Raw genomic sequence first — 21,757 nt, forward strand, 5'->3', positions numbered from 1 at the left:
CTTGATCGACGACCGACAATTTAAAGGTCAGCGTGTAGTCTCGCTGACTACGCCTTTTTACTGATTCCATTACGTCCTCCTGAAAAACAGATCAGAAGGTGTAAACCTTATTCAGGACGGGACACAGACAACAAAAAAGGGCCCACCTTTCGGTGAGCCCTTCTAGACCGCCCAGCAGAGCGGATTTTGTTTGGTAGGCGCGATTGGACTCGAACCAACGACCCCCACCATGTCAAGGTGGTGCTCTAACCAACTGAGCTACGTGCCTGCTGTGAGGCGGCATTCTACGGAATTCCGGAGGGGTGTCAACACCTTTTTTCGAGCTAACCCTATGAATATGCAAAATATTTAATTTCGCGGCTGCAAGGAAGATTTTGCGGTGGCTGGCGGTCGATTTTTAACTCGGGTAGGATCGATGCACTCGTAAAATATATTAAACAGAGGCAGCAGGATGGCGAACACACCCTACCCAGAGTCCTACTACGCCGCATCGGCCAATGCGGTTCCGCCGCGCCCGGCCTTGCAGGGTGATGTAGAGACTGATGTCTGTGTGATCGGTGCCGGTTACACCGGCCTGTCCTCGGCCCTGTTTCTGCTGGAGAACGGTTTCAAGGTCACGGTGCTGGAAGCCGCCAAGGTGGGTTTCGGTGCATCGGGTCGTAACGGTGGCCAGATCGTTAACAGTTATAGCCGCGACATCGATGTGATCGAGCGCAGCGTTGGCCCCAAGCAGGCGCAGTTGTTGGGGCAGATGGCGTTCGAGGGTGGGCGGATCATTCGTGAGCGGGTCGCCAAATATAATATTCAGTGCGACCTGAAGGACGGCGGTGTGTTCGCTGCGCTCACCGGCAAGCAGATGGGCCACCTGGAATCGCAAAAGCGTCTGTGGGAGCGTTTTGGTCACACGCAGCTTGAGCTGCTGGATCAACGCCGCATTCGTGAAGTGGTGAACTGCGAGCAATACGTTGGCGGCATGCTCGACATGAGCGGCGGGCACATTCATCCGCTGAACCTGGCACTCGGCGAAGCCGCGGCGGTCGAGTCGTTGGGGGGTACGATTTATGAGCAATCGCCGGCAGTGCGCATCGAGCGCGGCGCAACCCCGGTAGTGCACACGCCTCAGGGCAGGGTCAGGGCCAGGTTCATCATCGTGGCGGGCAACGCATACCTCGGCAATTTGGTGCCGGAATTGGCAGCCAAGTCGATGCCGTGCGGAACGCAGGTGATTACCACCGAGCCATTGGGCGAAGCGTTGGCCAAGAGCCTGTTGCCGCAGGATTACTGTGTCGAAGACTGCAACTACCTGCTCGACTATTACCGTCTGACCGGCGACAAGCGCCTGGTTTTCGGCGGTGGCGTGGTGTACGGCGCGCGGGACCCGGCGAACATTGAAGCGATCATCCGACCGAAGATGCTCAAGGCTTTCCCGCAGCTCAAGGACGTGAAGATCGATTACGCCTGGACCGGCAATTTCCTGCTGACCCTGTCGCGTCTTCCGCAGGTTGGACGCTTGGGCGACAACATCTACTACTCCCAGGGTTGCAGTGGCCACGGCGTGACGTACACGCACCTGGCAGGCAAGGTGCTGGCCGAAGCGTTGCGCGGCCAGGCTGAGCGTTTTGACGCGTTTGCCGACCTACCGCACTACCCTTTCCCCGGCGGGCAATTGCTGCGCACGCCGTTTGCGGCGTTGGGCGCCTGGTACTACGGATTGCGAGACAAGTTCGGCTACTGAGCAACACCGCACTACTTTGTGGGAGCGAGCGTGCTCGCTCCCACAGGTTCGATTCAGAAATCGACAGTCGCCGAAAGCAGGTACGTGCGCGGCGTCGACAGCGTCAATCCCGGCTCGCTGTCATCCGAAGCACCGGCCGAACTCCAGTAGCGCTTGCCCGCCACGTTCTCGATGTTGGCGCGCAAGGTGATGTTCTTTTCCTCGACCTTGAACGCGTAGCGGGCGCCTACATCAAAACGCTCCCACGAATCGATTTCCTTGACGTTGGACTGGTCCAGATACTGCGAGCTGGAATAGATGCCGCGACTGGTCAGGGTCAGCCCCTGCAAGGTCGGTACATCCCACTCGGCGCCGAGGTTGACGTTGTATTTCGGCGTCGCCGGCGCGTGGTTACCGTCGAAGGTGCCGTTGGCGGTGTTGGTCAACTCGCTGTCGATGTACATGACACCGCCGAGCAGACGGAAACCCTTGAGCGGCTCACCGAACACACTCAGTTCCACACCTTCGTTTTGGCGCTTGCCGTTCGGGCCGAAGACGCGGGTCGTGGCGTTGGTTTCATAGGCCGGCTGCTTGATCCGGAACACCGCAGCGGTCACGGCGAACGCACCTGCGTCATACTTGGCGCCGACCTCGACCTGCCGGCTGATGAACGGCGGGAAGATTTCGTCCTCGTTCACCGAAGTCGATGGCGCGATCTTGCCCTGGCTCAAGCCTTCCATGTAGTTGGCGTACAGCGACAGCTTGTCGGTTGCCTTGAACAGGATGCCGCCCGACGGCGAAACCTTTTCTTCATCGTAGGCCGTGTCGCCTTTGACATCGTCCGTCCAGTCGTCAACCTTCACCCGCTGCCAGCGGGCGCCGAGGGTCAGCAACACACGGTCATCGAAGAACCCCAGCGTGTCGGACAGCGCCAGACCGCTGAAGCGGTTCTCGGTGTAGACCTTCGAATCGAGTCGAGTGGGCCTGACAGGTGTCGGCGTTACCACCGGGTTATAGAGGTTGCTGTTGGCCGTGGCATAACGGGCACCGCCATTTTCGAAGTCCATGTAGAAATAGCTGGCCGCCAGGTTGACCTCATGGCTCACCGGACCGGTATGGAACCAGTTGCGCACCCCGGCGGTAGCCGTCCGGACACTTTCGTCACGGGTGAAGTCACGGGGTTGAACGCTAAAGTCGCCCCGATTGTTGGTGACCGCAACAGCATGACGAAGGAAGTCATGATTGCTTTCGCGCGCGCCCACACCGCCGTACAACATGACGTTATCGCTGACATCGAACTCACCGTTCACCGTGCCGAACGTGTCGTTGGTACTCGCCTTGCTCCAGGGTTGCGCATAGTTGTGACGGACATCGCTGGCGTGCGGAACCTGAGCGGTGGCGCCGACTTGCACGCGCTCCTGCGGGGCGTCGGTATCGCGCTCGGTGCGCCCCAGGTCGGTCGAGAGTCGCAGACGCTCACCGCGAAAATCCAGCCCCAGTACGGCCATCTCGCGGTCGACATTCTGGTGATCCCATTCGGTGTCGCCGGACTGTTTTACGCCGTTGAAACGAATGCCGAACTTGTTGTCCTCACCGAAGCGCCTGCCGATGTCCACGGCACCGCCAGTCTGGCTGTCGGACGCGTAGTTGCCGGTAAACGAAGTGATCGGCTTGTCGGTCGCGCGTTTGGGCACCACGTTGATCCCGCCACCCACGGCACCTCGCGGCGAGATGCCGTTGATGAGCTGGCTCGGGCCCTTGAGAATGTCGACGCGGTCGGCCATCTCCATGTCGATCATATAGGTCGGCAAAACGCCGTAGAGGCCGTTGTAGGCGACATCACTATTGAACAGGCTGAACCCGCGAATGGTGAACTGCTCATAGCGCCCACCGGCCGGGTTGGTGGCGCGAACGGAAGGATCACTGGCGATCAGCTCGCCCAGGGTACGCGCCTGCAAGTTCTTGACCGCCTCGCTGGTGTAGGTGGTCATGCTGAACGGCGTTTCCATGAAGTCTTTCGAGCCCAGCAAACCTTGCGAACCGCGACGCGCAACCTGACCGCCGGCATACACCTCGCCGTCCGCCCCGCCGGTGGCACCAAGAATCGAGGTCGGGGCCAGTTGCAGGCTGCTGCCTTCTGGCGCCGGGGTCAGGATGTACGCCTGCTCGCCCACCGCTTGCAACTGCAGACCGGAACCCTGCAACAGTCGTGCAAAGCCCTCCTCGACCGCGTAATCGCCAGACAGCCCAGCGCTGTTGCGACCGCTGACCAGCGCCGGGTCAACCGAGAGATTGACCCCGGACAGTCCGGCGAAACGGGTCAGCGCATCGCTCAGGCTGCCCGCAGGCACCTGATAATTGCGCCGGGCACTGTCTTCGGCCCAGCTTGCGCTGATGAACAATGGACTGGCACTCAGGCCAAGCAGCAGACTCAGGTGCAACAACGGACGCAGACGCGGATAACAAGGTGCAGGCATTGAATTTGCTCTCTTGATTCGTTCACATGCCTTGAATGACAAGCGAGTCGAAAAAAGGGGACAGGCTTTACACACTATTTTTGCGCGGCAGCAACGTGACCCAGTAACGGGTTCGGGAATGCACCTCCAGCGGCAGGCTGGCCGCTAGCAGCGCGAGGACGCGATCCGTGTCGTCGAGACGGAAACTGCCGGTGACACGCAGGGATTCCAGTTCAGGCTCCCAGCGTAGAACGCCCGGTCGATAAGTGCCGAGTTCGCGCAGGAAATCCCCCAGCGGCTGGTTCTTCGCCATCAGCACGCCTTCACGCCAACCTGGCGCAAGTGCATCGAATGGCGTGATCGCCCCGACACCCGCCGCTTCAAGGCTGACCTGCTGCCCCTCGCGCAATGCCTGTGCCGGCCCATGCAGGGGCTGCAACTGCGCGGAACCGTTGAACACCGACACCCGACAGCCGCGCGCCTCCTGGCGCACGCAGACTTCGCTTTGGCTGAGGATAACGTTACCGAACTTCGTCTGGATCGTCAGCGGTGCCGTGCCCGGCACCTTCAGCGACAGCTCGCCTTCTATCAGCTTCACGCGGCGGTTCTGCACATCCACATCGACGGCACTGGCGGTATTGAGCTGCAAGGAACTGCCATCGGCGAGCTGCACCTTTTTGCGCTCGCCAGTGGCGGTGTGCAGGTCGGCACGCCAGACGTCCAGAGGCAATTGTCGACTGATCAGCCAGGCCGTCGGCACCAACGCCACGGCGCCCAATGCGCGCTTCAGCACTGCGCGTCGGCCCGGATCAGGACGGTCCAGACTGCTCAGCGCCAGCGCCGACGGCAGATCGGCGAAACGCTGACGCAAGGCCTGGGCCTTCTGCCAGGCCTGCTCGTGGCTGGCGCAGGTGTCGCGCCAACGCTGCAAGTTCGCGCGGTCCTGCTCATTGGCGCCACCAGACTCGAGCAACGCAAGCCATTGCGCGGCAGCCCGGACGGCCTGACGGGGATCGGATGAAGACTGACTGTTCACAGTTCCACCAACAGGCAATGCTCATAGGCTTGCGCCATGTAACGTTTGATCGTGCGCTCCGACACCCGCAGGCGCTCGGCGATTTGCTGGTAGTTCAAGCCTTCAAGCTGACTCCAGAGAAACGCCCGGCGCACCGCCCTTGGCAGTCCGTCGAGCAGCTCATCCAGTGCTTGCAGGGTTTCCAGCAGCAACCAGCGCTGTTCGGGTGATGGCGCACAGTCTTCAGGCATCGACGCCAACGCAGCCAGATAGGCTTGCTCAAGGCTGCGACGCTGATAGAAGTTGCTCAGCAGGCGTTTGCCGACGGTCAGCAGATAGGCTCGGGGCTCTTGCAAGTCAGCGATGCGCTGAGAGCTGGCGAGCACGCGCAGGAACGTATCCTGGCTCAAATCCGCCGCATCACAGCCGTTGCCCATGCGCCTTCTCAACCAGCCTTCCAGCCAGCCCCGGTGATCGCGGTACAGGTCGTGGAGGGTTTGCTCCTTCGGCATCGCTGCATCACTCATCTCAAGAAGCCCTGTGCCAAGGAGTTATCGTAAATGAGAGTGATTCTAATTAATGTCGGAGCTACGAAGGAAGCCCTTTATGCAACGGACGCGCAGAAAGGTCATATGGGTAAGCGTGAAGCGGCATAAAAGCCAAATTTCAGACACAAAAAACCCCGGTCTTTCGACCAGGGTCTTTGCTATCGACTCGAAGATCACCAGAGGCTTCTTCGTAGCTCCAAGGCGTTCAGTGGGCCTTGAGGCAGATATGGCGCAGCGGACGGGACTCGAACCCGCGACCCCCGGCGTGACAGGCCGGTATTCTAACCGACTGAACTACCGCTGCGTATCGCTTTGGACTTGCGTCCTAACTCGTCTGATTGAAGCTCAGAGACTTTTCAATCTCTCTTTCAATCTCAAATCAGGGATAAACCTGACTCGGAAAATATGGCGCAGCGGACGGGACTCGAACCCGCGACCCCCGGCGTGACAGGCCGGTATTCTAACCGACTGAACTACCGCTGCGCGTCGGTGGAGGCTTTTCAGCTTCCCTCCTGCTTTCGCAAGAGTCTCAAGAAGTGGTGGGTGATGACGGGATCGAACCGCCGACATTCTGCTTGTAAGGCAGACGCTCTCCCAGCTGAGCTAATCACCCTTTGCTTCTCTGAGGCCGCGAAATTTACGCACCTAACGAAGCTAAGTCAATAGCAGGATTGAAGTTTTTCTGAAAAAGACAAAATCGTGTCATCCCCGGGGATGTGCGCGGCCGTCAGACCGCTTCGCGAGCAGGCTCGCTCCCACAGTGGACCGCGTTTTTAATGTGGGAGCGAGCCTGCTCGCGAAGAGGCAGGGACATCCGGCATCAATGTAGAAGCCCGCCCCCGCACTGCTATTCGCTGTAAATCATCTTCTTGGTCATGCCGCCATCGACCACAAACTCCTGGCCCGTGACGAAACCCGCATTCTTCGACAGCAACCAGGCAACCATCGCCGCCACGTCCTCGACCGTCCCTACCCTGCCCGCTGGATGCTGCGCATGGTCGGCTTCTGTGAGGGGTTCGGCACGCCGCACCCCAGGGTCTCGCGCATCGATCCAGCCAGGGCTGACGGCGTTGACGCGAATTTCCGGACCGAGGCTGATTGCCAAGGCGTGAGTCAAGGCCAGCAGACCGCCCTTGCTCGCCGCATAGGCCTCCGTGTCGGGTTCCGACTGCCCGGCGCGGGTCGAGGCCAGGTTGACGATCGCACCGCTGTGAGCACGCAGGTACGGCGCACAGTGCTTGGCCAACAGCATCGGCCCGCTGAGGTTTACCGCCAGTACCCGATTCCAGTAAGACAGATCGAGGCTTTCCAGGGTGATGTTGTGCGGGTCGGCCACTGCCGCGTTGCACACCAGCGCATCCAGACGCCCGAACTGTCCCAGCACTTCGGCGATGCCCAACGCCACCTGCCCTTCGTTCGAGACGTCCATGGCGATGAACCAGGCGTTGTCGCCCAGCACCTTCGCCACTTTCGAACCGCGCACCCGATCCAGGTCCGTCAGCACCACCTGCCAGCCTTCGCTGATCAGCCAGGCCGCGATCCCCAGACCAATGCCCCGCGCAGCACCGGTCACCAGTGCGACGCGACCATTGGAACCGGTAGTCGGCGTGGACAACTCGATCACAAGGCAGCCAACCCGCGCGCCAGATCAGCCTGCAGGTCGGCCACGTCTTCCAGACCGACCGCAATGCGGATCAGGCTGTCACGAATGCCCGCGGCTTCACGCTCTTGCGGCGCCAGACGGCCGTGGGAGGTGGTGCTCGGGTGGGTGATGGTGGTCTTGCTGTCCCCAAGGTTGGCGGTGATCGAAATCAATCGAGTCGCATCGATAAAGCGCCACGCGCCCTCTTTGCCGCCCTTGACCTCGAAACTCACCACGGCGCCGAAACCTTTCTGCTGACGCTGTGCCAACGCGTGTTGCGGATGGCTTTTCAGGCCGGCGTAATGGACTTTCTCGATACCGTCCTGCTGCTCCAGCCACTCGGCCAGTTGCTGGGCATTGGCGCAGTGCGCCTTCATGCGCAGGTTCAGGGTTTCCAGACCTTTGAGGAAGATCCACGCGTTGAACGGGCTCAAGGTTGGCCCGGCGGTGCGCAGGAAACCGACCACTTCTTTCATCTGCTCGCTGCGACCGGCCACTACGCCGCCCATGCAACGGCCCTGGCCATCGATGAACTTGGTCGCCGAGTGCACGACGATGTCCGCACCCATCTTCAGCGGCTGCTGCAGCGCAGGCGTGCAGAAGCAGTTGTCGACCACCAGCATCGCGCCTTTGGCGTGAGCGATTTTCGCCAGTTCGGCGATGTCCACCAGCTCGGCCAGCGGATTGGACGGCGACTCGACAAACAGCAATTTGGTGTTGGCCTTGATCGCTTCGTCCCAGCCGGACAGATCCGCCAGAGGCACATAATCGACTTCGATGCCGAAGCGCTTGAAGTACTTCTCGAACAGGCTGATGGTCGAACCGAACACGCTGCGCGAGACCAGCACATGGTCGCCGGCGCTGCACAGGCTCATCACCACCGCCATGATGGCGGCCATGCCAGTGGCGGTGGCCACGGCTTGCTCGGCGCTTTCCAGCGCGGCAATGCGCTCTTCGAAGGCACGCACGGTCGGGTTGGTGTAACGCGAGTAAACGTTGCCCGGCACTTCCCCGGCAAAACGTGCGGCCGCGTCGGCGGCGGTACGGAATACATAGCTGGAAGTGAAGAACATCGGATCACCGTGTTCGCCTTCCGGCGTGCGGTGCTGACCGGCGCGTACGGCCAGGGTATCGAACGCTACGCCTTCGAGGTCGCTGTCCAGCCGACCGGCATCCCAATCCTGACTCATGCTGTCACTCCTTGCCCTGTTCTAGTAGATACAAAACCGGCCCCTCAGGGCCGGTAGTTACTCAGTTGTTGTACAGATCAATGATCGCGCTGACTGCCTGCGTCTTGACCTTGGAGGCATCGTTGCGTGCCTGCTCGATCTTGTTCAGGTAAGCCTCGTCGACGTCGCCGGTCACGTACTGGCCGTCGAACACCGCGCAATCGAACTTGTCGATCTTGATCTTGCCGCCACCGACCGCTTCGATCAAGTCAGGCAAGTCCTGATAGATCAGCCAGTCTGCGCCGATCAGATCCGCGACGTCCTGGGTCGAACGGTTATGGGCGATCAGCTCATGAGCGCTCGGCATGTCGATGCCGTAGACGTTCGGGTAACGAACGGCCGGTGCCGCGGAGCAGAAGTAGACGTTTTTGGCGCCGGCTTCACGGGCCATCTGGATGATTTGCTTGCAAGTAGTGCCGCGAACGATCGAGTCATCCACCAGCATCACGTTCTTGCCGCGGAATTCCAGCTCGATGGCGTTGAGCTTCTGGCGTACGGATTTTTTCCGTGCGGCCTGGCCCGGCATGATGAAGGTCCGGCCGATATAACGGTTCTTCACGAAGCCTTCGCGGAACTTGACGCCCAGGTGGTTCGCCAACTCCAGCGCAGCGGTACGGCTGGTGTCCGGAATCGGGATGACCACGTCGATGTCGTGATCCGGACGCTCGCGCAGGATTTTCTCGGCGAGCTTCTCACCCATGCGCAGACGGGCCTTATAAACCGAGACACCGTCGATGATCGAGTCCGGACGCGCCAGGTAGACGTGTTCGAAGATGCACGGGGTCAGGGACGGGTTGGTCGCGCACTGACGGGTGTGCAGCTTGCCGTCTTCAGTGATGTAGACCGCTTCGCCCGGCGCCAGGTCGCGGATCAGGGTGAAACCGAGCACGTCCAGGGACACGCTTTCGGAGGCGATCATGTACTCGACGCCTTCGTCGGTGTGACGCTGACCGAAAACGATCGGGCGGATGCCGTGCGGGTCGCGGAAACCGACGATGCCGTAACCGGTCACCATCGCCACGACGGCGTAACCACCGACGCAACGGTTGTGCACGTCAGTGACGGCAGCAAACACGTCTTCTTCGGTAGGCTGCAACTTGCCACGCTGGGCCAGTTCGTGCGCGAACACGTTGAGCAGCACTTCCGAATCGGAATTGGTGTTGACGTGGCGCAGGTCAGATTCGTAAATCTCCTTGGCCAGCTGTTCAACGTTGGTCAGGTTACCGTTGTGCGCCAGGGTGATGCCGTAAGGCGAGTTGACGTAGAACGGTTGAGCTTCGGCCGAGGTCGAGCTGCCCGCGGTCGGGTAACGCACATGGCCAATGCCCATGTGACCGACCAGACGCTGCATGTGACGCTGATGGAACACGTCACGCACCAGGCCATTGTCCTTGCGCAGGAATAACCGGCCGTCATGGCTGGTCACGATACCGGCAGCGTCCTGGCCGCGGTGCTGGAGGACGGTTAGCGCGTCATACAGCGCCTGATTGACGTTCGACTTACCGACGATACCGACGATGCCACACATGCGACGCAACCCCTACTTAATGGATCTGAACTGAACACAACTCACTGAGGCGTTTTGGCCGTCGGCAAGAGGTGCTCCTTGAACGGTATTTCAGCGGGTACGCTGATACCGCTGGCAAGCCACTGACTGCTCCACCCGAGAATCAGGTTTTTGGACCAGTCTGCGACCAATAGAAATTTTGGCACGAGTTGCGACTGTTGCCACCACCCGTCCTGCTGTACCGGCCCCAGGCTCAACAGCCCGACCGCCACGACCACCAGCAACACGCCACGCGCGGCGCCGAAGGCCATGCCGAGGAATCGATCGGTCCCGGACAACCCGGTAACGCGAACCAATTCGCCGATAAGATAATTGATCATTGCGCCTACGATCAGCGTGGCGACAAACATTATTGCGCAGCCCGCGATCACGCGTGCCGATGGCGTTTCGATGTACCCGGTGAGGTATTCGGACAATGCACCACCGAACATCCAGGCGACGACTCCTGCGATGATCCAGGTCACCAGCGATAATGCTTCTTTGACGAAGCCGCGGCTCAGACTGATCAATGCGGAGATGGCGACGATTGCAACGATCGCCCAGTCAACCCAGGTAAATGGCACAGTGCAGCCTACAGACGGATAAGGCGGCGCATTTTAGCAGAGCCCATGCTTATCGGTAAGCTGCGATTGTCAGTGCATTTCAAATCGGGTCGATAGTTTTCAACCGCGCTCAGGCTGGAAGCGCACCACAAAACCCTTGAGGTTCTGTTGGCGGTTCAATAAGTCGCGCAGACGATCGGCTTCCGCACGCTCGATCAGCGGCCCGACGAACACCCGATTCTTGCCGTCAGCCGTGCGAATGTAGGCGTTGTAGCCTTGGCTGCGCAGGGTTTTTTGCAGGTTTTCTGCGCTGGCACGGCTCGACAGGCTGGCCAGTTGCACCGACCAGCTGACCGACAGGCCATTGGCGTCGACGCGGCTTTGAGTGGTGTCCGGTTTACCCGGTGCGGCGGTAATCGGCTGGCTCGGCGCAGTCGTTGGCTTGTTGACCGGAGCCGGTGCCGGAGGCGGCGTTACCGGTTTTGCGGCAGGCGCAGGTGCGACGGGCGCAGTCGGCGCGATCGGCATTACGGGTTCTTCCTGCTGCGCGATGTCGTCATCACTCGGCACAGGCTCCTGCGGCAAGACTTGCGGCTCAGGTACCGCCACCGGCTCGACCTGCACCTGCGGCACCGAAGGCGCTTGCGGGGCGGCTGGTGCTTCGACCGTCACCTGACGCTGCTCATCCTGACGGGAAAACAGCATCGGCAGGAAAATCACCGCCAGCGCCACCAGCACCAGGGCGCCGACCATGCGCTGTTTGTAAGCCTTATCCAGCAATGCCATTTGCCGCTTCCTCCGTGGAGCGCCGGGCCAGCCATTCAAGGGCCTCGGCAACACAATAAAATGATCCGAACAACAGAATTTCGTCGTCGCTCGTCGCCAGCGCGCACTGCCCTTCCAGGGCGGCGGCCACGCTGTCATAGGACGCGACTGAAGCACCGAGGTTGTGCAACACCCCGTGCAAATCGGCAACCGGTCGCGCCCGCGGCGAATCCAGCGGCGCAACAGCCCAGTGCTGGACACTAGCATTCAATTCGCCGACAACACCATCCAGATCCTTGTCCGCCAGCAATCCAAACACCGCCAGACGCTTGCCGGCCGGCGGTCGGCTCGCCAAACGACGGGCCAGGTATTCGGCGGCGTGAGGGTTATGCCCCACATCCAGCAACAGGTTCAGACGCTTGCCCTGCCAGTCGAACTGGCGGCGATCGAGGCGACCGACCACCCGCGTGGCTTTCAGCGCATCAATAATCTGCGCATCGACCCAAGGCAAACCAAGCAACAGGTACGCCTGCAACGCCAGCGCGGCGTTTTCCATCGGCAGATCGAGCAACGGCAGATCATGCAACTCGACTACACGCCCTTGAGCGTCAAGACCGCGCCATTGCCAGTTGTGATCGGTGACACCAAGGTCAAAATCGCGTCCCCGCAGGAAAAACGGGCAAGCCAGCTCGCGCGCCTTGTCCAGCAGAGGTTGAGGAGGATTCAGGTCGCCACAGAGCGCAGGCGCGCCCCGGCGGAAGATGCCGGCCTTTTCATAGGCCACTGACTCACGGGTGTCGCCCAGATAATCCGCGTGATCCACGCCGATGCTGGTCACCAGCGCCATGTCGGCATCCACCACGTTGACCGTGTCCAGCCGCCCACCCAGACCGACTTCCAGCACCACGGCATCCAGCGCTGACCGTTGAAACAGCCAGAACGCCGCCAGGGTGCCCATTTCGAAGTAAGTCAGGGAGGTTTCGCCACGCCCCGCCTCTACCGCAGCAAAGGCTTCGCACAGCTCGGCATCCGTCGCTTCGACGCCGTTGACCTGCACCCGCTCGTTGTAACGCAGCAGGTGCGGAGAATTGTAGACACCAACATTCAGACCCTGCGCCCGCAGCAATGAAGCCACGAATGCGCAGGTGGAACCCTTGCCGTTGGTGCCGGTGACCGTGATCACCCGAGGCGCCGGCTTGCCCAGCCCCATGCGGGACGCTACCTGTTGCGAGCGCTCAAGGCCCATGTCGATGGCCGAAGGGTGCAACTGCTCAAGGTAGGCGAGCCACTCGCCAAGGGTGCGTTGGGTCATATGTTTGCAGGCACCGGCGGAACGACGATCGGCTCGATTGGCGCGGCGACGAATTTCGGCGTCGGCTTGCCGGTCAGTTGCGCCAGCAGGTTACCCAGGCGCGGACGCAGTTCCTGACGGTGAATGATCATGTCGATCGCACCGTGCTCCAGCAGGAATTCGCTGCGCTGGAAGCCTTCCGGCAGTTTTTCGCGAACGGTTTGCTCGATCACGCGTGGACCGGCGAAGCCGATCAGGGCTTTCGGCTCGCCGACGATCACGTCGCCAAGCATCGCCAGGCTGGCGGAGACGCCGCCGTAGACCGGATCGGTCAGCACGGAAATGAACGGAATGCCTTCTTCACGCAGACGCGCCAGTACCGCAGAGGTCTTGGCCATTTGCATCAGGGAAATCAGGGCTTCCTGCATCCGCGCACCACCGGAAGCGGCGAAGCAGATCATCGGGCATTTGTTTTCCAGGGCGTAGTTGGCGGCGCGTACGAAGCGCTCACCGACGATCGCCCCCATGGAACCGCCCATGAAGGAGAACTCGAAGGCCGAAACCACCACCGGCATGCCCAGCAGGGTGCCACTCATGGAGATCAGCGCGTCTTTCTCGCCGGTCTGTTTTTGCGCAGCGGTCAGGCGGTCCTTGTACTTCTTGCCGTCGCGGAATTTCAGACGGTCGACTGGCTCCAGGTCCGCACCCAGCTCGCTGCGGCCTTCGGCGTCGAGGAAGATGTCGATACGGGCGCGGGCGCCGATACGCATGTGGTGGTTGCACTTCGGGCAAACATCCAGGGTCTTTTCCAGCTCCGGACGATACAGCACAGCCTCACAAGACGGGCATTTGTGCCACAGACCTTCAGGCACCGAGCTCTTCTTGACCTCGGAACGCATGATCGAAGGGATCAGTTTGTCTACTAACCAGTTGCTCATGCTTTCTTTCTCCAGTACCGGCGGCCCGAACGCTCTGGTTCGCAGCCCCGCGTATGCCCTTCAGCTAAATTCATGTGTGTGTGGCGATGATCGGTGGGTGGCCGGGTCAGTGAAGCGTGACCTGCGTACAACCCATCAATCCTCAGCCGTGCCTGCTTTGTGCAGCGCAGTGCATTTTGGGACGGCGGCAGTCTGCCAGCCGTCACATCAACTACTTGCTGCTACGTACCGCGTTAATGAATGCCTGAATCTTTGCGTGATCCTTGATACCCTTGCTCGCCTCTACTCCACCACTGACGTCCACGGCGTAAGGCCGAACCCGGGCAATCGCTTCGGCGACGTTGTCCGGCGTCAAACCGCCCGCCAGGATGATCGGCTTGCTCAAGCCTTGCGGTATCAGAGACCAGTCGAACGCTTCGCCGGTTCCGCCAGGGACGCCTTCAACGTAGGCGTCGAGCAGGATACCGCTGGCACTTGGAAACGCATTGCATGCCGCCGCGATATCGTCGCCGGCCTTGACCCGCAGCGCCTTGATGTACGGCCGATGCCAGCCTTCACAATCCGCAGCGGTTTCGTCGCCATGGAACTGCAACAGGTCCAGCGGCACGGCGTCGAGCAACTCTCCCAACTCGCAACGGCTGGCGTTGACGAACAAACCCACAGTCGTCACGAACGGCGGCAGCGCCTTGATGATGTCGCGCGCTTGCTGGAACGTCACAGCCCGCGGGCTCTTGGCGTAAAACACAAACCCGATGGCATCAGCCCCGGCCTCGACCGCCGCCAACGCATCTTCTATGCGGGTAATCCCGCAAATCTTGCTGCGAACGGCTGACATGTCGATAAAACCTCAGGGCAAATCCGAGAAAGTCCCGGATGGTAACAAATGCGTTCGAGGGCGTCAGCCGTCAAGTTCGGTGAAACCGGTCAGGAAGTGTGGGCCAATGTAACGTTCAGGCAATTCGAACTCGTCGCGGTACTCGACCTGCACCAGATACAGGCCGAATGGATGCGCCGTTACCCCGCCGGAACGGCGAATGCGGCTCTCCAGCACTTCCTTCATCCACTCCACCGGACGCTCACCGGCGCCGATGGTCATCAATACCCCGGCAATGTTACGCACCATGTGGTGCAGGAAGGCGCTGGCGCGGATATCCAGCACGATCATCTTGCCGTGACGCGTGACGCGCAGGTGATGCAGCTCCTTGACCGGCGATTTGGCCTGGCACTGGCCGGCGCGAAAAGCGCTGAAATCGTGGGTGCCGACCAGGTATTGCGCAGCCTCGGCCATGCGCTCGACGTCGAGCGGACGGTGATTCCAGGTAATTTCTTCGTTCAGGTGCGCCGGGCGGATCTGATCGTTGTAGATCACGTAGCGATAGCGCCGGGCGATGGCCTTGAACCGTGCATGGAAATGCGCCGGCATGACCTTGGCCCAACTGACGCTGACGTCGTGGGGCAAGTTGATGTTGGCGCCCATGACCCAGGCTTTCATCGACCGCTCGACCGTCGTATCGAAATGCACCACCTGCCCGCAGGCATGCACGCCGGCGTCCGTGCGCCCGGCGCACAGCAGCGACACGGGTGAGTCGGCAACTTTGGACAAAGCGTTTTCCAGGGTTTCCTGCACCGTGAGCACGCCGGAGGCCTGACGCTGCCAGCCGCGATAGCGAGAGCCTTTGTATTCAACGCCCAACGCGATGCGGAAAAAGCCGTCGGCCGCCATTTCGGCGGCCGGGTTATCTATATTTGCCAAGGAGTGACAGCCTGCTGATCTACGCAAAGGCGGGCATTATAAGGCCGCCGGACCGGGACGCCAGAGGCGTGTGTCGTTTGTGCCGTTGCAGTGTCCATACAGACTTCGCTATATAGATAACTACACAACGAAAAAAAACAGTACACCACCGAGACCTGATGATGAATGCACCTCTCAAAGAAGCCGTCGGCCTGGCGTACAGCCTGGAAGGCATGCTGCACGCCAAACGCAAGACGTGGGAAGCGATCGACGAAATGGCCCGACGCATCAAACCCGGCATGCGTGAATCCGAGGCGCTGGCCATGAGCCTTGAGGTATTGAACGAGCTGGGAATGGACCGCATCTGGCACCCGTCAAAGATCCGCTTTGGCGAAAACACCCTGAAAACCTTCAAGCAACGCTCCGAAGGCGATCCGGTACTGGCCGAGAACGACATTTTCTTTATCGACCTCGGCGTGGTCTGGGATCGCCATGAAGGCGACTCCGGCGCAACGTTCGTCGTTGGCGACGATTCCGAGATGAAGGCATGCGCGGCGGCCGCGAAGACCTTGTTCGATCAGGTTCACGATTACTGGCGTACACAGCAGGTGGCCGGCCCCGAGTTGTATCGCTACGCCGACGAACAGGCGACGGCGATGGGCTGGAAGCTGAACCTGGAAATCAAGGGGCACCGGGTCAGTGATTTCCCCCATGCGATTTATCGTGCCGGAGATCTGGGGAATTTCGAGGAATGCCCGAATGTGGGGTTATGGATTCTGGAAATCCAGATCGCCCACCCTACCCGGCCGTTTGGTGCGTTTTATGAGGATTTGCTGGCCTGACAGTTTTAGCCATTTGCGCTGTTTGATATGACCCCATCGCGAGCAGGCTCGCTCCCACAGGGTTCGCTGATTTCCTTGTGGGAGTGAGCCTGCTCGCGATGGCTATGCCACTGCGACTATCAATACATTGCTGAAACAAAAACGGCAGCCTCAATGGGCTGCCGTTTTGTTTATGCCTTACCGGTCATTCAAGCCAGACGCGAAAGCATTTCCTTGGCTTCGCTCTTCTGACCCGCATCACCTTCGCTGACCACCTCATTGAGGATGTCCCGCGCGCCGTCGGCGTCGCCCATGTCGATGTAGGCCTGGGCCAGATCGAGTTTGGTGGCGACTTCGTCGGTGCCGGAGAGGAAATCGAATTCCGGTTCGTCAGCGGCGGAAGCCAATGCGTCTTCGGCAGTGAAGGTCGGCTCGCTAATGCTCTGCGACAGACGATCCAGCTCGGCGTTGACGTCATCCAGCTCAGCGGCGAATGCATCCGGAGCGTCCATTTCATCGGCCAACGACAGATCGAAATCCGCCGGCAGCTCCAGATCATCCAGCGCGACCTCAGGAGCGGCGGCTGGTACTTCCACGGCAGGCAAGTCCTTGACGTCGTCATCCAGGCTCAACAGGAAATCGTCTTCATCGAGGATCCCTGGCGACTGATCGGCACCGAGGTCCATGTCCAGATCGAAGTCCGACAGGTCGTCGAGGTTTTCCTTGATTTCAGTCTGTTGCTGCAACACCGACTCGAAGCTCAGGTCGTCATCCAGCGGGAATTCATCCAGTTCGGCCAAAGCCTCTGGTTCTGGTTCTGGTTCTGGTTCTGGCTCTGGCGTCGGCTCAGGCGCAGCCACCACAGGAACGACGTTTTCCAGATCATCCAGACTCAAATCAAACGCGCTGTCGAAGTCGTCATCGGCCAGTGCCGGCGCCGGCTCTTCGGACTCGTCCATCAACAGGTCCTTGACGTATTCGGCGTCCAGTTCGGCGGCGACGGCCGCAGCAGCCAGACCACCCGCCACGACGACCGCCATGGCCGGGAAGCGGCTTTTCAGCTCTTCGACACGGGCGAAGTTTTCGCCGTTGGCCACGAGCTGACGCTCCTGCGCCACGAACGCATCGCGGTCGCCCTGCTGACCGTAGACTTCCATCAGCTTCAGACGCAGGTCACTGCGCTGAGGCTCTTGCTTGATGCCCTCTTCCAGCAACGCAGCCGCCTGATTCAGGCGACCGGCAGCCATGTGCGACTGTGCCTTGGCCAGCACGTCGTCATCACGATCAGCAGCAGGCGCGACCAGTGGCGCGGCGATCGGCGGCATGACCACCACCGGCTCAATGACCGGAGCCGGAGCCGGAGCCGGAGCGGGAGCCGGGGTTGGTGTGGGTGCAGGAGCTGGCGCGGTCGCGAGCTTCACGCTTGGCGGCGGCACTTCCAGACCTTCGAAGCTGCTTTCAGGCAAATCCAGATCAGCGGAGAAATCCTGCTCCTCGGACAAGGCACGGGCCATCCGCAGGTGTTTCTCGGCTTCCTGCTGGGCTTTGCGGCGACGGGCCAGCAACAGCAGCAACAGCAGCAGAACCACTGCCCCGCCGCCAACCAGACCCAACAGCACCGGATTGGTCAGCAGATCGTTGAATTTCTGATCGTCAGACGCGGCTGGCGCTGGCTCGACAGGCGCTTCAGCCGGAGCTGGCGCTGCCTCAGGAGCGGCCGCCACCGGGGCTGGCGTTATGGGCGCAGAGCCCGGCGTCAATTCGGCCGAGATCGCCGGGGTCGCCGCGACAGCAGCAGCCGGCGCACCCGCAGCACCTTCGGCCTGCATCTTGGCCAGTTGATTGTTCTTCAGCTCGATCAGGCGTTGCAGCTTGTCCAGCTGACTTTGCAGATCGGTCATGCGGCTTTTCAGTTCAGCATTGTCACGACGGGTCGTGTCGAGGCTTTCCTGGGTCAGGGCCAGTTTGTTGCTCAAGGCCTTCGCATCACCTGCAGCACCTTTGCCACCGGCCTTGCCGGACTCGGCAGACACCAGGCTCAGTTTGTCCTTGGCGGGCTGCACAGGAGCGCCTTCAGCGCGAGGGCGCTTGGTCGCGTCGAGTTGCTGCTGCCCTGCTCCAGGCTTCGCCACATAGCGACGCCCCTGACGCCACGCAGTGTTCTGCGCAGCGACTTCGGCGATGGCTTTGGGTTGCGGCACGCTGGCGACTTGCGTCTGGTCCGGCAGGCGCAGCACCTGACCGGTTTTCAGCAGGTTGATGTTGCCGTTGATGAAGGCATCCGGGTTCAGCGCCTGGATGGCCAGCATGGTTTGCTGAACCGAGCCGCCATTACGCGCCTTCGCAGCGATTTCCCAGAGGGTATCGCGCGGCGTGGTGGTGTATTGGGTCGGCTTGGTAGCGCCGGTCACCGGTGCAGCGACAGTCTGGGTCGGTGCCGGCTGCGCAGCCGCTTCAGCGGTTTGCGGCGAGAATTTGGACGGATCGAGCAGCACGCTGTAATCGCGCAGCAGGCGACCGTTGGGCCACATCACCTGAACCAGGAATTTCACCATCGGTTCGGACAGCGGCTTGCTGGAGGTCACGCGCAAGACGCTTTTGCCACTGGCGTTGAGCACCGGGGTGAAGCTCAGGTCATTGAGGAATGCCTGACGGTCGACACCCGCCTTGGCGAAATCTTCGGGCGACGCCAGGCTCGGCACCAATTCGGCAGCCGTGAGTTCCTTGACGTCGAGCAATTCGATTTCCGCCACCAGCGGCTGGTTCAGCGACGACTTCAGGGTCAATTCCCCGAGCCCGAGCGCATGCGCCATACCGGAGGACAGCGCCGAGGCGGCCGCTATTGCTAACACCAGTTTGCGAACTTGAACCATAGCCTCATCCTTTGTTTGAACATTCCTCGGCCAGCGAGAAGGTGTTGATAGTCGCTGCCGTAAGGCATTGCGCGCGGCGGCGAAGGGTCGTCGCGCGCGATCATTTCTTTCATGCCCCGGAAAGCCTCGCAGGGTGGCTTGCCTTCAGCAATCCGGTCGAGCATGACGCCCGACCAGAATCATTCTGCAAATTGTTGCCAAGTATCTTTTACAGCAGGTCTTTTATCAACAATTCAGCCACCTGCACAGCATTGAGCGCCGCGCCTTTGCGTACGTTATCTGACGTCAGCCACACATTAAGTTCCGACGGGTCGTCGATTCCAGCGCGAACCCGACCGACGTAGACCACATCCTGCCCTACCGCATCGCCGACCGGCGTCGGGTAATCGCCGGCTTCCACCAGCTCGATACCCGGAGCGTCTTCCAGCGCCGCGTTGACTTTTACCAGGTCCACAGCGCTTGCAGACTGCAGGGTCACGTTAAAGCTATCGCCAAAAAACACCGGGGCTTGAATGCAAGTGACGGAAATCTTTAATGAAGGCAAGGCCATGACCTGACGCAGCTCACGCACCAGACGCTTTTCCAGCAGCGTATGGCCGTTTTCATCCGGCTTGCCGACTTGCGCCAGCAGGTTGAAGGCCATCTGCCGATCGAAAAAGGTCGGCTCCAGCGGACGCACATTGAGCAGTTCGGCGGTTTGCCGGGCCAGTTCCGTGACGGCTTCGCGGCCCTGGGCAGAAACGGCCAGGCTGGCGGTCACATTGACGCGCTGCAGATCGAGCAGACCGAGCAAAGGTGCGAGCACCACGGCCAAGGTGGTGGCCGACGGGCTCGGGCTGCTGACTTGGAATGGCTTTTTCAAACCGGCCAGAACCTGAGCATTGGCTTCCGGTACCACCTGCGGCGCCTGATCGGCGGGCAAGGCGCCGGACAGATCGATCAGCGAGCAACCGGCCGCTGTGGCGCGCGAGGCGAAACTCAAGGTCACCGCCGGACCTGCGGCGAAGAACACCAGCTGTACTTTGCTGAAGTCGAACTCATCGACTTCCCTCACCCGCACATTCTTGCCGCGAAACGGCACCGAATGACCGGCGGACTCGCTGCTGGCCAGCAGGTGCAGGTTACCGACCGGAAAGTCGCGCTCTTCGAGAATCTGCACGAGCGTTTCGCCGACAGTACCGGTGGCGCCGATCACGGCAATATCAAAGGACTGGCTCATGGGTGTACCTCTGGCGAAACGGGGGGAGCGGCACTTTACCGGGTGGAGGGTGTGCAGGCAATTCTGCCGGGGATCTGCGGCGCCGGCGGGATCGCCATCGCCAGCAAGCCGGCTCCTACAGGGAGCGCGCTTAATCTCAAAATTGTAGGAGCCGGCTTGCTGGCGATGGCGGACTGCCTGGCAACCCGTCAACATCAGGCTGTCGGAAATAAAAAAACCCGCGCCCCTTTCAAGGCACGGGTTCTTTCATTGCTTCAATCGATCAACGCTCAAGCAGAATCCGCAGCATGCGACGCAGCGGCTCGGCCGCGCCCCACAGCAGCTGGTCGCCGACGGTGAACGCGCCGACAAACTGCGAACCCATGTTCAGCTTGCGCAGACGGCCAACCGGAACATTCAGGGTGCCGGTAACCTTGGTCGGGCTCAGCTCCTGCATGCTGATGTCGCGGTTGTTCGGCACCAGCTTGACCCAAGGGTTGTGCTGGCTGATCAGCCCTTCGATGTCGGCGATCGGCACGTCTTTGTTCAGCTTGATGGTCAGTGCCTGGCTGTGGCAGCGCATGGCGCCGACGCGCACGCAGATGCCATCGACCGGGATCGGGCTCTTGAAGCGACCGAGAATCTTGTTGGTCTCGGCCTGGGCCTTCCACTCTTCGCGGCTCTGACCGTTCGGCAGTTCCTTGTCGATCCACGGGATCAGGCTGCCGGCCAGCGGTACGCCGAAGTTTTCGGTCGGGTACGCGTCGCTGCGCATGGCTTCGGCCACACGGCGGTCGATGTCGAGGATGGCGCTGGCCGGGTCGGCCAGTTGATCGGCGACAGCGCCGTGGGTCACGCCCATTTGCTTGATCAGTTCACGCATGTGCTGCGCGCCGCCACCGGAGGCTGCCTGATAAGTCATGGCGCTCATCCACTCGACCAGACCGGCTTCGAACAGACCGCCCAGGCCCATCAGCATCAGGCTGACGGTGCAGTTGCCGCCGATGTAGTTCTTGGTGCCCGCGTCGAGCTGCTGGTCGATGACCTTGCGGTTGACCGGGTCCAGCACGATGACCGCGTCATCCTGCATGCGCAGGCTGGAAGCGGCGTCGATCCAGTAACCCTGCCAGCCGGCTTCGCGCAGCTTCGGGAAAACTTCGCTGGTGTAGTCGCCACCCTGGCAGGTCAGAATCACGTCGAGGGTTTTCAGCTCTTCAATGCTGTAAGCGTCCTTGAGCGGAGCAATGTCCTTGCCCACGGACGGGCCTTGGCCACCGACATTGGAAGTGGTGAAAAACACCGGCTCGATAAGATCGAAATCCTGCTCTTCCAGCATCCGCTGCATGAGCACGGAACCGACCATACCGCGCCAACCGATCAGACCTACACGTTTCATCGCAACTACACCTTCTTGAAAAGTGGGCCG

General features: G+C 60.8%; 17 protein-coding genes and 4 tRNA genes. 2 read left to right on the forward strand and 19 right to left on the reverse strand.

The features are described 5' to 3' along the window. Window positions 1–191 precede the first annotated feature (191 nt). Window positions 192–268, reverse strand: a tRNA-Val gene (locus IB254_RS06840). A 183-nt stretch (window positions 269–451) separates the two neighbouring features. Here IB254_RS06840 and IB254_RS06845 point away from each other — a divergent pair. Further along, the gene (locus tag IB254_RS06845) at window positions 452–1,735 is read left to right on the forward strand and encodes an NAD(P)/FAD-dependent oxidoreductase (RefSeq protein WP_192416848.1); all 1,284 of its coding nucleotides are present in this window, start codon (window positions 452–454) and stop codon (window positions 1,733–1,735) included. Window positions 1,736–1,788: 53 nt separating this feature from the next. On the opposite strand, the gene IB254_RS06850 is transcribed toward IB254_RS06845, so the two are convergent. The 15 genes from IB254_RS06850 to truA form a co-directional block, all read right to left on the reverse strand. Then, window positions 1,789–4,191 (reverse strand): TonB-dependent receptor, encoded by a 2,403-nt coding sequence (locus IB254_RS06850; protein ID WP_192416849.1) that lies wholly within the window; start codon window positions 4,189–4,191, stop codon window positions 1,789–1,791. A gap of 67 nt (window positions 4,192–4,258) precedes the next feature. Continuing rightward, window positions 4,259–5,206 carry a FecR domain-containing protein gene (locus IB254_RS06855; RefSeq protein WP_192416850.1) on the reverse strand — a complete coding sequence of 316 codons (948 nt, stop codon included), beginning with the start codon at window positions 5,204–5,206 and terminating at the stop codon, window positions 4,259–4,261. After that, entirely contained in the window at window positions 5,203–5,712 is a 510-nt protein-coding gene (locus IB254_RS06860; protein WP_008037616.1) for a sigma-70 family RNA polymerase sigma factor, read from the reverse strand. The genes IB254_RS06855 and IB254_RS06860 overlap by 4 nt, the downstream gene beginning before the upstream one ends. 248 nt (window positions 5,713–5,960) lie before the next feature. Then, window positions 5,961–6,037 (reverse strand) — tRNA-Asp (locus IB254_RS06865). A gap of 102 nt (window positions 6,038–6,139) precedes the next feature. Then, window positions 6,140–6,216: transfer RNA gene (locus tag IB254_RS06870), tRNA-Asp, on the reverse strand. Between the two features lie 54 nt (window positions 6,217–6,270). Further along, window positions 6,271–6,346 (reverse strand) — tRNA-Val (locus IB254_RS06875). 234 nt (window positions 6,347–6,580) lie between these two features. After that, window positions 6,581–7,357 (reverse strand): SDR family oxidoreductase, encoded by a 777-nt coding sequence (locus IB254_RS06880; protein ID WP_192416851.1) that lies wholly within the window; start codon window positions 7,355–7,357, stop codon window positions 6,581–6,583. Beyond that, on the reverse strand, window positions 7,354–8,565 hold the full coding sequence (locus IB254_RS06885) for an O-succinylhomoserine sulfhydrylase (RefSeq protein WP_192416852.1): 1,212 nt from the start codon (window positions 8,563–8,565) through the stop codon (window positions 7,354–7,356). The genes IB254_RS06880 and IB254_RS06885 overlap by 4 nt, the downstream gene beginning before the upstream one ends. 61 nt (window positions 8,566–8,626) lie before the next feature. Further along, entirely contained in the window at window positions 8,627–10,132 is a 1,506-nt protein-coding gene (gene purF, locus IB254_RS06890) for an amidophosphoribosyltransferase (protein ID WP_007935163.1), read from the reverse strand. 41 nt (window positions 10,133–10,173) lie between these two features. Next, window positions 10,174–10,734: a CvpA family protein gene (locus IB254_RS06895; protein ID WP_192416853.1), complete on the reverse strand. Its 561-nt coding sequence runs from the start codon at window positions 10,732–10,734 to the stop codon at window positions 10,174–10,176. Between the two features lie 99 nt (window positions 10,735–10,833). Then, on the reverse strand, window positions 10,834–11,499 hold the full coding sequence (locus IB254_RS06900) for an SPOR domain-containing protein (RefSeq protein WP_008037624.1): 666 nt from the start codon (window positions 11,497–11,499) through the stop codon (window positions 10,834–10,836). Beyond that, window positions 11,483–12,790, reverse strand: coding sequence for a bifunctional tetrahydrofolate synthase/dihydrofolate synthase (gene folC / locus IB254_RS06905; RefSeq protein WP_192416854.1), 1,308 nt, complete (start codon window positions 12,788–12,790; stop codon window positions 11,483–11,485). The genes IB254_RS06900 and folC overlap by 17 nt, the downstream gene beginning before the upstream one ends. Beyond that, window positions 12,787–13,707, reverse strand: a complete 921-nt coding sequence (gene accD, locus IB254_RS06910) for an acetyl-CoA carboxylase, carboxyltransferase subunit beta (RefSeq protein ID WP_008028281.1) — start codon at window positions 13,705–13,707, stop codon at window positions 12,787–12,789. The genes folC and accD overlap by 4 nt, the downstream gene beginning before the upstream one ends. Window positions 13,708–13,918: 211 nt before the next feature. Then, on the reverse strand, window positions 13,919–14,542 hold the full coding sequence (locus tag IB254_RS06915; RefSeq protein WP_192226362.1) for a phosphoribosylanthranilate isomerase: 624 nt from the start codon (window positions 14,540–14,542) through the stop codon (window positions 13,919–13,921). 63 nt (window positions 14,543–14,605) lie between these two features. Then, a complete protein-coding gene (truA, locus tag IB254_RS06920; protein ID WP_192417003.1) occupies window positions 14,606–15,430 on the reverse strand; it encodes a tRNA pseudouridine(38-40) synthase TruA in 825 nt (274 codons plus the stop codon). A gap of 191 nt (window positions 15,431–15,621) precedes the next feature. Between truA and IB254_RS06925 the strand changes: the two genes are divergently transcribed. Then, window positions 15,622–16,281, forward strand: a complete 660-nt coding sequence (locus tag IB254_RS06925) for a M24 family metallopeptidase (RefSeq protein ID WP_192416855.1) — start codon at window positions 15,622–15,624, stop codon at window positions 16,279–16,281. Window positions 16,282–16,469: 188 nt separating this feature from the next. On the opposite strand, the gene IB254_RS06930 is transcribed toward IB254_RS06925, so the two are convergent. From IB254_RS06930 to asd, 3 genes are all read right to left on the reverse strand, one after another. Then, window positions 16,470–19,133: a FimV family protein gene (locus IB254_RS06930; RefSeq protein WP_192416856.1), complete on the reverse strand. Its 2,664-nt coding sequence runs from the start codon at window positions 19,131–19,133 to the stop codon at window positions 16,470–16,472. Window positions 19,134–19,341: 208 nt separating this feature from the next. Next, entirely contained in the window at window positions 19,342–20,352 is a 1,011-nt protein-coding gene (locus tag IB254_RS06935; protein WP_192416857.1) for an aspartate-semialdehyde dehydrogenase, read from the reverse strand. A 262-nt stretch (window positions 20,353–20,614) separates the two neighbouring features. Beyond that, complete coding sequence (gene asd, locus IB254_RS06940; protein WP_008037636.1) at window positions 20,615–21,727, reverse strand: aspartate-semialdehyde dehydrogenase; 1,113 nt, start codon at window positions 21,725–21,727, stop codon at window positions 20,615–20,617. Window positions 21,728–21,757 lie beyond the last annotated feature (30 nt).

The sequence above is a fragment of the Pseudomonas sp. PDM03 genome, assembly GCF_014852385.1.
In the GTDB taxonomy this organism is placed as follows: domain Bacteria; phylum Pseudomonadota; class Gammaproteobacteria; order Pseudomonadales; family Pseudomonadaceae; genus Aquipseudomonas; species Aquipseudomonas migulae.